The following is a 15052-nucleotide window of genomic DNA, read 5'->3' on the forward strand; positions in this document are numbered from 1 at the left end:
CCTTCCGTCCCACCCCATCACGGGCGGGGACGGACGGAGGGGGCCGGAGCGACGGCCGGAGCGGGACACACGGAGAGGTCCGGCCCTCGGCGGGAACCCCGCCGAGGGCCGGACCTCTCGTCACGCTCGGCGCGGGCCGGTTCCCCGACCCGCGCGCGGGCCTCAGTAGCGCCGCGTGATCAGCGCGCGCTTGACCTCCTGGATGGCCTTGGTGATCTCGATGCCGCGCGGGCAGGCCTCCGTGCAGTTGAAGGTGGTGCGGCAGCGCCACACGCCCTCGCGGTCGTTGAGGATCTCCAGACGCTGCTCACCGGCCTCGTCGCGGGAGTCGAAGATGAACCGGTGGGCGTTGACGATCGCCGCCGGGCCGAAGTACTGGCCGTCGTTCCAGAACACCGGGCACGAGGAGGTGCACGCGGCGCACAGGATGCACTTGGTGGTGTCGTCGAAGCGCTCGCGGTCCTCGGGGGACTGCAGCCGCTCGCGGGTCGGCTCGTTGCCCTTGGTGACCAGGAAGGGCATCACGTCCCGGTACGCCTGGAAGAACGGCTCCATGTCGACCACCAGGTCCTTCTGGAGCGTGAGGCCCTTTATCGCCTCGACGGTGATCGGCTTCTCCGGGTTGACGTCCTTGATCAGCGTCTTGCACGCGAGCCGGTTGCGGCCGTTGATGCGCATCGCGTCGGAGCCGCAGATGCCGTGCGCGCAGGAACGCCGGAAGGTCAGCGTGCCGTCCAGCTCCCACTTGATCTTGTGGAGGACGTCCAGGACGCGTTCCTTGGGATCCACCTCCACCGTGAAGTCCTCCCAGTAGGCCTCGTCGGAGACCTCCGGGTTGAACCTCCGGATGCGGAGGGTGATGGTGATGTAGGGGCTGTTGTTCGCCGGGGCCCCGGCCTCGGCCTTGTCCATGACGGGAGTGGCCATCAGTACTTACGCTCCATCGGCTGGTAGCGGGTCTGCACGACCGGCTTGTAGTCCAGCCGGATCGACTCGGTGCCGTCGTCGGCGACCTCGCGGTACGCCATCGTGTGGCGCATGAAGTTGACGTCGTCGCGGTTGGGGTAGTCCTCGCGGTAGTGACCGCCGCGCGACTCCTTGCGGGCCAGGGCGGAGACGGCCGTCACCTCGGCCAGTTCGAGCAGGTTGCCCAGCTCGATGGCCTCCAGCAGGTCGGTGTTGAACCGCTTGCCCTTGTCCTGCACCGACACGTTCTTGTAGCGCTTGCGCAGGGCGCCGATCTCCTCGACGGCCTCCTTCAGCGTCTGCTCGGTGCGGAAGACCATGACGTTCTTGTCCATGGTCTCCTGGAGCGCCTTGCGGATCTCGGTGACCCGCTCGGTGCCCTCGGAGGAGCGCAGCGACTCCACCTGGCGCTCGACGAACCCGGCCGGGTCCTCCGGCAGCTCGACGTAGTCGTTGGTCGCGGCGTACTCGGCAGCGGCGATGCCCGCCCGGCGACCGAAGACGTTGATGTCCAGCAGCGAGTTGGTGCCCAGGCGGTTGGCGCCGTGCACCGACACGCAGGCGACCTCGCCGGCGGCGTACAGGCCCGGCACCACCGTGGTGTTGTCGGCCAGCACCTCGGCGTTGACGTTGGTCGGGATGCCGCCCATCGCGTAGTGCGCGGTCGGCTGGATCGGGATCGGGTCGGTGTACGGCTCGATGCCCAGGTAGGTGCGCGCGAACTCGGTGATGTCCGGCAGCTTGGCGTCGAGCTGCTCCGGCGGCAGGTGGGTCAGGTCCAGGTAGACGTGGTCGCCCTCGGGGCCGCAGCCGCGGCCCTCGCGGATCTCGGTGTAGATCGCGCGGGAGACGACGTCACGCGAGGCCAGGTCCTTCATGACGGGCGCGTACTTCTCCATGAAGCGCTCGCCGTCCTTGTTGCGGAGGATGCCGCCCTCGCCGCGGGCGCCCTCGGTGAGGAGGATGCCCATGCGCCAGATGCCGGTCGGGTGGAACTGGAAGAACTCCATGTCCTCCAGCGGCAGCCCCCGGCGGAACGCGGCGGCCTGGCCGTCGCCGGTCAGGGTGTGCGCGTTGGAGGTGACCTTGAAGAACTTGCCGTTGCCGCCCGAGGCGAAGACGACGGACTTCGCCTGGAAGACGTGGATGTCGCCGGTGGCCAGCTCGTAGGCGACGACGCCCGCGGTGCGCTTGACCCCGTCCACCTCGTTGAGCAGCAGGTCCAGGACGTAGAACTCGTTGAAGAACTCCACGCCCTCCTTGACGCAGTTCTGGTACAGCGTCTGGAGGATCATGTGGCCGGTGCGGTCCGCGGCGTAGCAGGACCGGCGCACCGGGGCCTCGCCGTGGTTGCGGGAGTGGCCGCCGAAGCGGCGCTGGTCGATCAGGCCGTCCGGGGTCCGGTTGAACGGCAGCCCCATCTTCTCCAGGTCGAGGACGGCGTCGATGGCCTCCTTCGCCAGGATCTCGGCGGCGTCCTGGTCGACCAGGTAGTCACCGCCCTTGATCGTGTCGAAGGTGTGCCACTCCCAGTTGTCCTCCTCGACGTTGGCCAGGGCGGCGGCCATGCCGCCCTGGGCGGCGCCGGTGTGGGACCGGGTGGGGTAGAGCTTGGTCAGCACGGCGGTGCGGCTGCGCTTGGTGGCCTCGATGGCCGCGCGCATGCCGGCTCCGCCGGCGCCGACGATGACGGTGTCGTACTTGTGGATCTTCATTGGTTGGCCTCAGCCCCGGCTCTAGCGGATGTTCGGGTCGAAGGTGAAGATCACCAGCGTGCCCAGGAGAACGGTGAACACCGTGGCGGTGTACAGCAGCATCTTCAGCCAGAAGCGCGTGCCGTCCCGTTCGGCGTAGTCGTTGATGACGGTCCGCAGACCGTTGGCGCCGTGCAGCATGGCGAGCCACAGCATCAACAGGTCCCACGTCATCCAGAAGGGCGAGGCCCACCGACCGGCCACGAAGGCAAAGTTGATCTTGCTCACGCCGCCGTCGAGGACGAGCTGGATCAGCAGGTGGCCGATGACCAGGACCACCAGGACGATGCCCGACAGTCGCATGAACAGCCAGGCGTGCATCTCGAAGTTGCCGCGCGTGGCCTTGGGGGTCTTGCTCGTGCGCGCGCGAGGCGGCTCGATGACCGGGGCGGGATTGTCTACGTCAAAGGCCATGGCTCAGCTCCCGAACAACTCGCTCACGGCGTGCCCGAGGATCGGGTACAGCGCCCCGATCATCAGCACGATCCAGATGCCCATCACGCCCCACAGCATCTGCCGCTGGTACTTGGTGCCCTTCGACCAGAAGTCGACGGCCACGACCCGCAGGCCGTTGAGCGCGTGGAAGAGGATGGCGGCCACCAGGCCGTACTCCAGTAGTGCGACGATCGGTGTCTTGTAGACCGCCACGGTGTCGTCGTACGCCTCGGGGGAGACGCGGACCAGAGATGTGTCCAGGACGTGCACGAACAGGAAGAAAAAGATGAGGACTCCGGTGACTCGGTGAGCCACCCAGGACCACATGCCTTCCCGGCCGCGGTACAGCGTTCCAGCCGGCACGGAAAAACCCTCCGGGAGCGGTATCACGGGGCCGGCCGGCTCTGAGTCGGTCTGGCCCGGCCGGGTACGGTCCACCGGCCGCCGTCATGGTATCGACGCTTTGTCGGTTCGGTTCACCCGGGGGGGTCAGGTGTGATCAATCAGGCACGGACGGGCTAGAAACACACCCATGATGTGTGGTTTTCTGTGTCTTTTCAGGTTCTTTGTCGGTTTTACCATCAGAAGTCACCATGATGAACCCCTCCCGGACCAGCCGCAGCAGCCGTCCGCGCGCGATGCGACGCAACTCCTCGGCGGCCACGGCACGCTCCCGCTCGGCCTCGTTGCCCAGCCGGGTGCGGATCGCGGCGAGGACGTGACCGAGCGCCTCCTCCTCGCGGACGCCGTCCACGCACAGCACGAAGGCGTACCCGAAGCGACTCTCGTAGGCGGCGTGCGCGGCGCGCAGGGCCGTGTGCGCCGCGAGCGTGCCGGGCCCGGAGACGGCGGTGGGACGCCCGTCCCACAGCAGGCCCCCGTAGCCCGGCCCGGTGGAGGACTCCCTGGTCAACGCCTCGGCGAGATCCTCGTCGGTGAGGTCGTAGCCGGCCTCGTCGGCGGCGGCCAGCAGCGACTCCAGATCCGGGTAGGGGCGGTGGGCGACGATGCTCCTCGCCCAGCGCCGACTGCCGCAGCAGGTGAGCAGGACGCCCTGGAGCTCGGCGGGCGAGGCGCTGTTGAGGCGGTGGAGCGGCGTCGCCTCGCTTCGTTGAGGGGGCAGGCGCATGGACTCCTCGTGCGCGGGGAGACGTCGGAGACGTCGAGGGACATCGCGGGTGGCGTGGGCGTCGCGGGTGTCTCGGGCGTCTCGGGCGTCGGGGGGCATCGGAGAAGGGAAGCGGACGGAAGCGGGCGTGGGGGCGACCCCATGGCGGCCGGTGACGACTGGTGTCCGGGGTGATCGTGTGACGGAAGACGACGCCACGGTAACGATACGCGGGAGGGCGTGCCCGAGAGGTCGGAGGTTTTCACCCGGACGAGACGAGCCCTGGGCGCATGGTTGACGTGTGAGGGTTGGAAAGGGGCAATACGGTCACCCCATGGGACGCAGACGCAGGCGCAGCTCACGGAAGAAACCGGCGATCGTCGCGGCGATCGTCGTGGTGGTGGCCGTCGTGGTGGCGGTCGCCCTCGTCGCCCTGCCCGGTGACGAACCGGACGACGGCACCTCCCCCGAAAGCGCGTGGAGAGCCGCCGACGTCCCCGCCGTCGCGCTCCCCGCCGCCCCCGACACCATCCCTTCCGTACGGCGGTGGGACCCCGCGCCCGGCCCCGGCTGGCAGCCCGGCCCCCGAACCCGCGTCGTGGCCGACCCCGCCGGCGAGGCGGCCGACGAGGCGGAACTGCTCGCCGAGGAGCTGGACCTCGACCACGCCGCCGGCCCGCCCGGCCCCGGCGACATCGAACTCGTCCTGGCCCCCGACGCCCCCGAGGAGGAGATCCGGGGCCCCGAGGGCTACACGCTGACCTCCGGCCTCGGCCGCGTCACCATCACCGGCCGCACCGACGCCGGGGTGTTCTACGGGACCCGCACCCTCCTCCAGGCCCTGCGCGACGGCGGCCGGATTCCCGGCGGCACCATCCGGGACTGGCCCGACCGCCCGCAGCGCGGCTTCATGATCGACATCGCCCGCAAGCACTTCGACGCGGAGTGGATCGAGGACCGCGTCCGCGAGATGGGCGACCTCAAGCTCAACCAGCTCCAGCTCCACCTCTCCGACGACCAGGCGTTCCGCGTCGAGAGCACCTCCCACCCGGAGATCGTCTCCGATCCGCACCTGACCAAGGCCGAGCTGCGCCGGATCGTGGAGCTGGCCAACTCCCGACACATCGCCGTCATCCCCGAGATCGACTCGCCCGGCCACCTCGGCGCGGTGCTCGACGCCCACCCCGAGCTGCAACTGCGCGACGCCGACGGCGACCCCGCCCCCGGCGCCGTCGACATCTCCGACCGGCGCGCCGCCCGACTCGTGGACGACCTGCTGCGCGAGTACGCCCCCCTCTTCCGCGACCAGCCCGGCGGCGGCCCCTACTGGCACCTGGGCGGCGACGAGTACCGGGCGCTGATGGCCTCCGACCCCGAGGCCGCCTACCCGGACCTGGCCGAGGCCGCCCGCCGCGAGCACGGCTCCCGCGCCGGCGTCCGGGACCTGGCCACGGCCTGGCTCAACGACCGCGCCGCCACCGTGCGGAAGGAGGGCTTCGTCCCCCAGGTGTGGAACGACGGGCAGCACCGCGGCGGCGTCGTCCGGCCCAGCAGACCCCGCCAGGTGGCCTACTGGACGGGCAAGGAGATCGGCGCCCGACAGCCCGAGGAGTACCTGCGGGAGGGCTGGGAGGTGATCAACCTCAACGACGAGTACCTCTACTACGTGCTCGGCGAGCCCAACGAGTTCGTCTACCCCACCGGCGAGCGCATCTACGAGGAGTGGACCCCGGCCGTCCTGCGCGGCACCGAGCCCGTGCCGGACGAGCTCGCCGGGCCGGACCGCATCCCGGGCGGACGGCTGGCCGTCTGGTGCGACCTGGCCGGGGCCCAGACCACCGACCAGGTCGCCCGCGGCATCCGGATGCCGCTGCGGGCCGTGGCCCAGAAACTGTGGAACCCCGCACGGCCCGCCCTGGACTGGCCGGAGTTCCGGAACCTGGCCGACCGGGTGTCCTGACGCCCCGCCCCCGTGGCGGGGGCGGGGCCGCCGGGCACCCGGGGACCGCCCCGGGAACCGCTCAGGACACCACGTCCTTGGCGCGGAAGTGGCGGAAGGCCAGGGCGAACAGCACCAGCGCGTACGCCACCGACACCGCCGAGCCCCGGAGCATCCCGCCCCACTCCACCTCGTGCTGGAACACGTCCGCCCAGGCGAACTGCCAGTGCGCGGGCAGCAGCTCGCGCCAGTCGCCCAGCGCGGTGACCGCGTCCAGGATGTTGCCGACGATCGTCAGCCCGATCGCGCCGCCGACCGCGCCCAACGGCGCGTCCGTCACCGTCGACAGCCAGAACGCCAGCGCGGCCGTGACCAACTGCCCGACGAAGACGTACGCCACCGCGACCGCCAGCCGTCCCACCGCGTCGCCCACGGGCAGCGTGCCGCCCATCGGCAGCTCCAGCGGCCCCCAGCCGTACGCCACCGAGCCCGCGACCAGCGCCACCGACGGCAGCAGCGCCATCGCGACCGCGCTGAACACCAGCGCCACGACGAGCTTGCTCAGCAGCAGCCGCGAGCGCGGCACCGGCGCGGCCAGCAGGTAGCGCAGCGAGGACCAGCTCGCCTCGGAGGCCACCGTGTCGCCGCAGAACAGCGCCACCGGGACCACCAGCAGGAAGCCCGCCGAGACGAACAGCGCCATGGCGGCGAAGTTCAGCCCCGAGGCGGTGGCGGTGTCCATCAGGTTGATCCGCCGCCCGCCGCGCTCGGGCTCGCCGCCGATCGCGAAGGCCGCGATCAGCACCAGGGGCAGCCCGGCCAGGACCAGACCGGTCACCAGGGTGCGGCGCCGCCGCAACTGCCGCACCGCCTCCACCCGCAGCGGCAGGGTCCGCCGCGGGTGGTAACCGGGCGCCGCGCCCGACGCCGCCGGGGGCGTGGACGGCGGCGTGGACGGGGACGGGGCGGCGGTCATCGCTCTCCTCCGATCAGGGTGAGGAAGGCGTCCTCCAGCCGGCGGTGCGGTCCGGCGCTGACCACCGGCACCTCCAGCCGCAGGAGCTCGGCCAGCAGTTGCGCCGTGCCGGCGCCGTCGAGCCGCACCAGCAGACCCTCCTCGGTCCGTACGGCCGACCCCACACCGGGCAGGGCCGCCACCTTCTCCGGCAGCGACTCGGGCACCGGACCCCGCACCCCGACGAGCACGGTGTCCCCGGAGCCGACGATCTCCTCCACCGGACCGGCCTGCACCAGCCGCCCGCGGTCCATGACCACCAGGTGCGTGCACGTCTGCTCGACCTCGGACAGCAGGTGGCTGGAGACGATCACCGTGCGCCCGCCGGAGGCGTAGCGGATCATCACCTCCCGCATCTCGCGGATCTGCGGCGGGTCCAGACCGTTGGTCGGCTCGTCCAGGATCAGCAGGTCCGGCAGGCCCAGCATGGCCTGGGCGATGGCCAGCCGCTGCCGCATGCCCTGCGAGTAGGTGCGCACCGCGCGCTCCAGGGCGTCGCCGAGACCGGCGATCTCCAGCGCCTCCTCCAGGTGCGCGTCGCTCTCCGGGCGTCCGGTGGCCTTCCAGTACAGCTCCAGGTTGGCCCGCCCGGACAGGTGCGGCAGGAAGCCCGCGCCCTCGACGAACGCGCCGACCCTGGACAGGACGGGCGCGCCCGGCCGGACGCGCCGGCCGAAGACCCGGATCTCGCCGCTGTCGGGGGTGATCAGCCCCATCAGCATGCGCAGCGTGGTGGTCTTGCCCGCGCCGTTGGGACCGAGCAGGCCGAGCACCTGACCGCGCTCGACGCGGAAGGACAGGTCGCGCACCGCGTAACGGTCGGTGGACCCCGCGTACCGCTTGGACAGGCCGGTGATCTCCAACGGCACGTCCGCCCGCTCCGGGTCCGTCTCCGGCGCGGCGGCGGCGCCCTCGACGGGCCGGCGGCGGCGTCCGGCCGGCAGCAGCGCCGCGCCCACGACCGCGCCGACCACCGGCAGGCCCCACACCCACCACGGCAGCGGGTCCGCGGCGGCCTCCAGCCCCGGCGCGGTGGGCACGCTCACCCCGTCACCGGCCAGGGAGACGGTGTAGGAGGCGGGCTCGACCGGCGAGGCGTGGGCCAGGTCGGTGGCGGACAGCACCAGCCGCATGCGGTGCCCGGACTCGAAGCGGTGGTCGATCGACGGCAGCCGCACCTCGACGGTCCGGCCGTCCTCGACCCCGGTGACCCGCACCGGCGCCACCAGTTGCCTGGGCAGGGACTGCCGCCGCCCGTCGGGACCGACGTCGTAGAGCTTGGCGAACAGCACCGCGTCGCCGTCCTCGGAGTCCGCCTCCACCCTCACCCGCACCGTGGGCGTGCCGGTGACCCGCACGGACTCCGCCAGCGGCGCCGACTCGAAGCGGGCGTGCTGGCCGGGATAGTCCAGGGACAGGCTCACGCCCAGGTCGGACAGTCCGCCGGCGCCGAGGCCGGGCACGGCGGAGACGGCGGGCGGGCCGCCGCCCGCCGGGTTGGCGAAGGTCTGCTCGCGTCCGCGCAGGGGGATGGTCCGGGTGCCGTCGCGCAGGCCGGGATAGCTCTCGGCGGTGGCGGCGCGCAGTTCGACGTCCCCCTCGGTGGAGTCCAGGCCGCCGGTGCGGGTGACGCGGAAGGCCGGTCCGGTGTCCACCCCGGTGTCGCCCTTGAGGTGGCGGTCGAACCAGGCGCGCGTGCGGTCGTCCAGCCGGGCCCCCTCGTCGGGCCCGCCGTCGTGACCGCCCGCGATCCACTCGACCGCCACCGGGGCGCCGTTGGCGCGGATCGCCTCGGCCATGGCGTCGGCGTGGTCCAGCGGGAAGAGCGAGTCGGACTGCCCCTGGAGGATCAGCGTCGGCACGTCGATCCGGTCGGCGACCGCCACCGGGCTGCGCTCCCGCAGCAGGTCGCGGGCCTTCTCGTCCGGCTCCCCGGAGACGGCGACCCGCTCGTACATCGCGCACAGCTCCGTGGCGAACCGGCCGCAGCCGATCCGCTCCGGCGCCGGTCCGGCGGTGGGCGTGCCGGTGCCGGAGACGGTGGAGCCGGTGGTGAAGAAGATGCCGGTCCACAGCTTCTTGAAGACGCCGTCGGGGAAGAGGGCCTCGGAGAGGTCCCAGTAGGTGATGCGGGGGGCGATGGCGTCGACCCGCTCGTCGTACCCGGCGGCCAGCAACGAGACCGCGCCGCCGTAGGAGGCGCCCGCCACCCCCACCCGGGGGTCGCCCTCCTCGTCCAGCCGGACCTCGGGCCGCTTCGCCAGCCAGTCGATCAGGCGGCTGACGTCGGCGACCTCGCGTTCGGGGTCGTTCAGCCCGATTCGACCGGTGGAGGCGCCGAAGCCACGCGCCGACCAGGTCAGCACGGCGTAGCCGGAGCGGGCCAGTTCCTCGGCCTGGGCGCGGAGGTCCGCCTTGCTGCCGCCGAAGCCGTGGCCCAGCAGCACCGCGGGACGGCGTGCGGACGGGTCGCCCGCGGTGAAGTAGGAGGTGTCGATCCGGACGGTGCCACCGCCGTCACCGCCTCCACCTCCGCCGTCCGCTCCGTCGCCGGGGGACTCGGGCAGGGTGAACGTCCGTTCCGTGTGACGCACGGTCGGCTCGTCGTCGGGGAGGGCCGCCCACGCACCGCCTCCGGCGAGGACGGCGACGGCGGCGACCGCCGCGAGCAGCCGTCCGCGGGTCCTGGGCAGTCGGAGATCCATGGCCCGACCCTACGGGGTGTCCCGCCACGGGCACGGAGCCCCCCGGGGGATCGCCGCGCCCGCCGGGGGAGGAACGCGCCTCGGGATCAGGGACGGTCTCCGCCGCCGTGCGTCCCGCCGCCCCGGGTGCCCGCGTCGGGCCCGGCGCCCTGTCCGCCCGTGCCCCGGCCGTTGTCGCCGGACGCGCCGTTTCCGCTGCCGTTGCCCTGGCCGCCGTTGCCGTTTCCGTTGCTGTTTCCGTTGCCCTGACCGCCGGTGCCGCTGCCCTGGGTTCCGTTCCCCCGGCCGCTGTCGCCGTTCCCCCGGCCGTTGCCGCCGGCGCCCTGATTCCCGTTGTCCTGGTTGCCGTTGCCGCCGGACGCGCCGTTGTCGTTGCCCTGGCCGCCGTTTCCGCTGCCCTGGTTCCCCTCCGCGGGGCCGGCGGGCGTGCCGTTGCCCTGGTCCCCGTTCCCCTGGTTCCCGTTGCCGGTGTCCTGGCTTCCGTTCCCCTGCTCGCCCTTCCGATCCTCGGCGCCCTGGTCCGGCGCGGCGATCTCCAGGACCCGCGAGCAGTAGGCGTCGACCCGGTCGTCGTCGCCCGCCGCGGCGACCAGCGGCTTCTGCGGCTCGGTGTCCGGACGCCTCTGGTGGGACCGGCACAGCGCGACGATCCGTGCCGGGACGTCGGACGGCCGGAGGCCGTCGAGCCCGGTGTCGTCGGACGGCGCGTTTGACGCGCCGGACCCCGCCGTCGTGGAGCCGGGGGAGGAGGCGACCGAGGCGGTGCCCGGCGTCGCCGGGGAACCGGACGTCCCGTTCGAGCCGCCCCCGGGCAGGAACGGAACCCCGCCGGAGGCCACCGCCACCCCGCTGCCCAGCACGGCGACCGCCACCACGCCGAGCGCGCTCGTACGCGTTCCGCCCAGACGCCGCGCCAGCCGGGCGAGACGGCCCCGCAGACCGGTCGCCGGGGCGTCGGCCCGCTCGGCGCGGGCGGCCCGGAAGGCCGCCAACGCCTCCTCCTCGCCCTTGAGTCCACCGGGACCGGGCAGGGCCGCCACGGCTTCGAGAGCGGCGGCCAGGGCGCGCAGGCTGCTCTCCGACGGCAGGTCGCCCGTACCGCGGGGCCCGCCCCCTCCCTTGGAGCCTTCGGCGATCAGACGGCGCAGTACGGCCTCGTCCACACGGACGCCTTCCTTCCCGTCCCGCATCGGGTCGTTCACCTCCGTACCGCCGTTGCCTCGGGGCGTTCCACCAGCCGGGCCAGTTTCTTCAGCCCGCGCGACAGGGCCATGGCCACCGCGCCCGGTCGTTTGCCGAGGATCTCGGCGGTGCTCCGCGTGTCCAGGTCCAGCACCACGCGCAGCAGCACCGCCTCCGCCTGCGAACCGGGGAGGGTGGCGATGAGGGAGACGATCTCACGTGTCGACAGCGCTGCCCCGGCCACCTCCGCCGTGTCCGGCGCGCTTCCCCCGCCGGGGACGCCGGACACGTGCGGCTCGGGCAACTCGTCGGTCGGTACGGTGATCTCCTGTGCGCGTCGCTTCCTACGACGCAGCACGTCACGGGCGCGGTTGCGCGTCACGGCCAGCGCGAAACGGCGGAACGCGGCGCCGTCCCCCTCGAAGCGCAGCACGTCACGGGCGATCTGTAACCAGGTCTCGGCCACCACGTCCTCGGCGTCCTGGCCGACGATGACGGCCGCGTAGCGGAGGAGTTCGGGATTGAGCCGGCGGTAGACGGCACGGAAGGCCGCCTCGTCGCCCCGCTGCGCATCGAGAACCGCGGCGCCCAGATCCCTGTTGCGCTCCGGGGAGACACCGTCGCCGTCACCCGCCGCATCCATCACGGACGTGATCCTTCCACGGGGCGCGGGGAACGTCGACACGGAACCTTCCACAACGGACAGTTGACGCCACGTCGAGGATGTGGTTCCGCGGCACGGATCGTCGGTCGCCGGAAGGGTTCGGGGACCGACGGCGAACGGCGCGGGGCCGGACGGGAGTGTCCCGTCCGGCCCCTGTCGTCGGCGGGCGCCGTTCCCGCCGGTCCGCTCGCGCGGAGGGATCACCCGGTCACGGCGTGAGCTGCTCGCCCAGCCGGACGCCCGCGGGGAGGCCCAGCTTCGAGCGGGTGTAGTAGACGGCCCCCGACGTCGAGATGCCCGCGCTGCCCGCGTCGAGCTGGAGGATCGTGCCGTCGTAGGCGTCCTCGCCGTCGGCGCCGATGGCCAGATCCGCGCGGCCCCAGCCGGAGAGGTCGGCGAGCAGGGACGCCGTACCGAGCCGGTCGTGACTCTCGCTCACGCCGGCGATGCCGGAGGTGTCCTGGTGGAAGGACCTGGAACCGGAGGCGGTCAACCCCGACGAGGTGCCGTGGAACAGCAGCGTCATGCCCGCGTCCTCGCGGTTGACGCCGTCGCGGGTGAGGTCCTCGCGGGGCAGACCGGTGAGGACGTCGTCGTATCCGTCGCCGTCGACGTCGCCGACCGCCACCGACCAGCCCATCGCGTCGCCGGCCTCGGCCGCGCCCGGGACCCCGGAGGTGTCCTGGTGGAAGACCTTCCTCCCGACGGTGGTCGGGCCGTCCGCCGAGCCGGGCAGCACGGTGATCTGACCGCCGCTGTGGGCGTCGGACTCGGCGGTGTACGCCTGGCCGACCACCAGGTCCGCGTAGCCGTCGCCGTCGATGTCGCCCGCGGCGACCGAACGACCGCCCTTGACGGAGGCCAGGCCGACGTACTTCAGGCCCTCGGCGGAGCCGTTGAGGAGGGTCAGCCGGCCGATGCCGTCGGCGTCCCGGTGGTTCAGGACCACGTCGGCGTACCCGTCGCGGTTGAAGTCGCCGGTGGTGGACGCCAGGTGGGAGATGGTGCCGGACGCCGCCTGCAGGGTGCCCTTGCGCACGCCGCGGTCGGCGCCGTCGAACGTCCACCAGCCGGCCGGTCCCGTCAGGGACGCGGTGAAGACGTCGGCGTGGCCGTCGCTGTCGAAGTCGCCCACGGCGACCGTCGAGCCGAACCGGGCCCCGTTCACACGGTCCGCGGCGGCGGCCTCCAGCCAGTGGCTCCTGTCGAAGGCGGGACCGTAGATGATCGTCGCCCCGCCGGAGTCGGTGTGGCCCGCCGAGTCGTCCTCGCCCGGGATGCCGACCACCAGGTCCGCGTGGCCGTCGCCGTCGACGTCGCCGTACGCGGTGGCCGCGCCGAAGTTGTCGCCCGCCTCGGCACCGCCCGCGACACCCGGGCTGGACTGGGAGAGGGTGATCCTGGCCTCGGCGACCGGGCCGTCCACACCACCGGGCACCACGGTGACGGTGCCCGCGCCCGACGCGGTGCCGACCGCGGCCCGGTGGGTGCCGGCCACCATGTCGGCCATGCCGTCGCGGTTGAAGTCGGCGGTCGGGGCGGCGGAGCTCGCGGCCGGGCTCGCGGCGAAGCGCCGGATCTCCGGCAGCTTGGCGTACAGGGACCGGCCGGGGCACTCGGTGGCGAAGCCGTCGCGGTGGCCGGAGACGGTGTTGAGCGTCGCCTGCTCGCCCTCCCTCCACACGCCGGTGTCGCCCGCGGCGGTGAGCGTCACCTTGCCGGTGGGGTTCACGCCGTACTGGCCGAGCTTCCAGGCGGTCACGCGTGAGACGGCGTTCAGGGCGGTCCGGGCGGGCACGCCGTCGGTGGCGAAGTTGCCGATCACCGCGATGCCGGTGGAGTCGCCGTTGAAGCCGTAGGTGTGGGCGCCGCGCACCGGCAGGTCGACGCCGCCGCCGCGGCCCTCGAAGACCGTGCCGCACTTGTCGACGAGGAAGTTGTAGCCGAGGTCGTTCCAGCCGTTGCTCTCGACGTGGTACGCCATGATCGCCCGGACGATCGCGGGCGACTGCGAGCAGCCGTAGTTGTTGGCGTCCGTGGTGTGGTGGACGAAGGCCGCCTTGATCCCCTCCAGGTACTCAGGGGGGTCCTCGACCAGGGACTCGTCGGCTCCCCAGGTGGCGCGGGAGACGATCGGCGGCCGGGTGACGGTCGACTCGGGCGCGGTCGGCACGGTCGGCGTCGGGGACGGGCTCGGCGTCGCGCTCCCGGTGGGCGTGGGAGAGCCGCCGGGGTCGGTGGTGGGCGTGCCGGAGGGCTCGGTCGACGGCGTCGGGGACGTGGACTCCGCCGGGGACGCCGAGGGGGTGCCCGTGGGGTCGTTCGCGACGTGGACGGCGGGTTCCATGTCCGTGCCGCGGGCCGCGCCGGCGGGGTTGGCGGCGTTGGCGTTCCTCGCCTCGCGCTCCGTCACACCCGGGTCGACCAGGTCCAGCCGCATCCCGTGGGGGAGGCCGGCGGTCGTCCGCCCGTCGTCCGAGACGACGCGGGCCTCCACACCGTCCGAGGGTCCGACCCAGCGCGGTTCGGTCGCGCCGCGGGCCCGGGCCTCACGGCCCTCCTCGCCCTCGGGGGCGTGCAGGTCCAGGCCCAGCTCCTGCCAGGGGGACCACTCGCCGGTCTCGATGCTGCGGGTGCGGACCTCGGCCCGGCCGTCGAGCTCGGCGCCGGCCCGCGGCCAGGAGATGCCCAGCAGGGCGAACGGTCTGGTGTCGCGGCGGGCGACCTCCTCCCGGCCGTTGCCCTTGGCCTGGAGCTTCACGGAGTGGACCTTGACCGGTGACGCGGCCACGGACGGTCCGCGGTTCTCCGGCGGGTTCGCCACGGCCACGGTCACCACCCCGGCGCCGCCGACCACCATGGCGCCCAGGGTCAGCCAGACGCGCCCCCCCATACTCATCGTTCTTCGCGCACGTGCTCTTCGCGGACCCACGTGTCCCGCCCCTCGTCGTGTCGTCTGGATCGATGTCCGAAACCTGTCCGTCCCGTCCGAGCCGGGACTCTCCACACAGCGCGCGAGGAGACCGAAACGTCACAGCCACGGAAGAGAAAAGCCGGAAGGGGCGGAACGAGTCGGCAAGAGGGCCGGGAACAAGCGAAGACGGCCGGGGTCGCCACCCCCCACAGGAGAGACCCCGGCCGTCATCGAATACGAGCCACCGCGCCGAGCGGGGCCCGTTACTCAGCTCAGCGTCGGAGGACGCGAATGTGTTACTCGCCTCCGCCGCGCCCCTCCGCACGGAACCTTCGCGTCCTCTCCCCGGAGTCTCCCCGTGCCCACCCTC

At 72.8% G+C, this 15052-nt stretch carries 11 protein-coding genes; 1 reads left to right on the top strand and 10 read right to left on the bottom strand.

Going from position 1 to position 15052, the window contains the following annotated elements:
- Window positions 1-162: 162 nt before the first annotated feature.
- From IF47_RS0102670 to IF47_RS0102690, 5 genes are all read right to left on the bottom strand, one after another.
- Window positions 163-927, bottom strand: coding sequence for a succinate dehydrogenase iron-sulfur subunit (locus IF47_RS0102670; RefSeq protein WP_031506309.1), 765 nt, complete (start codon window positions 925-927; stop codon window positions 163-165).
- A complete protein-coding gene (sdhA, locus tag IF47_RS0102675; protein WP_031506310.1) occupies window positions 927-2681 on the bottom strand; it encodes a succinate dehydrogenase flavoprotein subunit in 1755 nt (584 codons plus the stop codon). The genes IF47_RS0102670 and sdhA overlap by 1 nt, the downstream gene beginning before the upstream one ends.
- Window positions 2682-2702: 21 nt before the next feature.
- Window positions 2703-3134 (bottom strand): succinate dehydrogenase hydrophobic membrane anchor subunit, encoded by a 432-nt coding sequence (locus tag IF47_RS0102680; protein ID WP_031506311.1) that lies wholly within the window; start codon window positions 3132-3134, stop codon window positions 2703-2705.
- 3 nt (window positions 3135-3137) lie between these two features.
- Complete coding sequence (sdhC, locus tag IF47_RS0102685; RefSeq protein ID WP_078591506.1) at window positions 3138-3518, bottom strand: succinate dehydrogenase, cytochrome b556 subunit; 381 nt, start codon at window positions 3516-3518, stop codon at window positions 3138-3140.
- A gap of 136 nt (window positions 3519-3654) precedes the next feature.
- On the bottom strand, window positions 3655-4284 hold the full coding sequence (locus IF47_RS0102690; RefSeq protein WP_078591507.1) for a 2-oxo-4-hydroxy-4-carboxy-5-ureidoimidazoline decarboxylase: 630 nt from the start codon (window positions 4282-4284) through the stop codon (window positions 3655-3657).
- Between the two features lie 313 nt (window positions 4285-4597).
- Between IF47_RS0102690 and IF47_RS0102695 the strand changes: the two genes are divergently transcribed.
- Complete coding sequence (locus tag IF47_RS0102695) at window positions 4598-6223, top strand: family 20 glycosylhydrolase (RefSeq protein WP_031506314.1); 1626 nt, start codon at window positions 4598-4600, stop codon at window positions 6221-6223.
- Between the two features lie 61 nt (window positions 6224-6284).
- Here the strand turns inward: IF47_RS0102695 and IF47_RS0102700 are convergent, their stop codons facing one another.
- The 5 genes from IF47_RS0102700 to IF47_RS0102720 form a co-directional block, all read right to left on the bottom strand.
- Window positions 6285-7178: an ABC transporter permease gene (locus IF47_RS0102700; protein ID WP_031506315.1), complete on the bottom strand. Its 894-nt coding sequence runs from the start codon at window positions 7176-7178 to the stop codon at window positions 6285-6287.
- Complete coding sequence (locus IF47_RS0102705; protein ID WP_031506316.1) at window positions 7175-9922, bottom strand: alpha/beta fold hydrolase; 2748 nt, start codon at window positions 9920-9922, stop codon at window positions 7175-7177. Before IF47_RS0102705 ends, IF47_RS0102700 begins: the two co-directional genes overlap by 4 nt.
- An 86-nt stretch (window positions 9923-10008) precedes the next feature.
- Window positions 10009-11085, bottom strand: coding sequence for a hypothetical protein (locus IF47_RS28545; RefSeq protein WP_157839914.1), 1077 nt, complete (start codon window positions 11083-11085; stop codon window positions 10009-10011).
- A gap of 35 nt (window positions 11086-11120) precedes the next feature.
- Window positions 11121-11747 (bottom strand): RNA polymerase sigma factor, encoded by a 627-nt coding sequence (locus IF47_RS0102715; RefSeq protein WP_051716872.1) that lies wholly within the window; start codon window positions 11745-11747, stop codon window positions 11121-11123.
- A gap of 229 nt (window positions 11748-11976) precedes the next feature.
- On the bottom strand, window positions 11977-14667 hold the full coding sequence (locus tag IF47_RS0102720; protein ID WP_245640970.1) for an FG-GAP-like repeat-containing protein: 2691 nt from the start codon (window positions 14665-14667) through the stop codon (window positions 11977-11979).
- Window positions 14668-15052 lie beyond the last annotated feature (385 nt).

Origin of the sequence: Streptomyces megasporus (genome assembly GCF_000718985.1) — a bacterium.
Classification (GTDB): Bacteria; Actinomycetota; Actinomycetes; order Streptomycetales; family Streptomycetaceae; genus Streptomyces; species Streptomyces megasporus.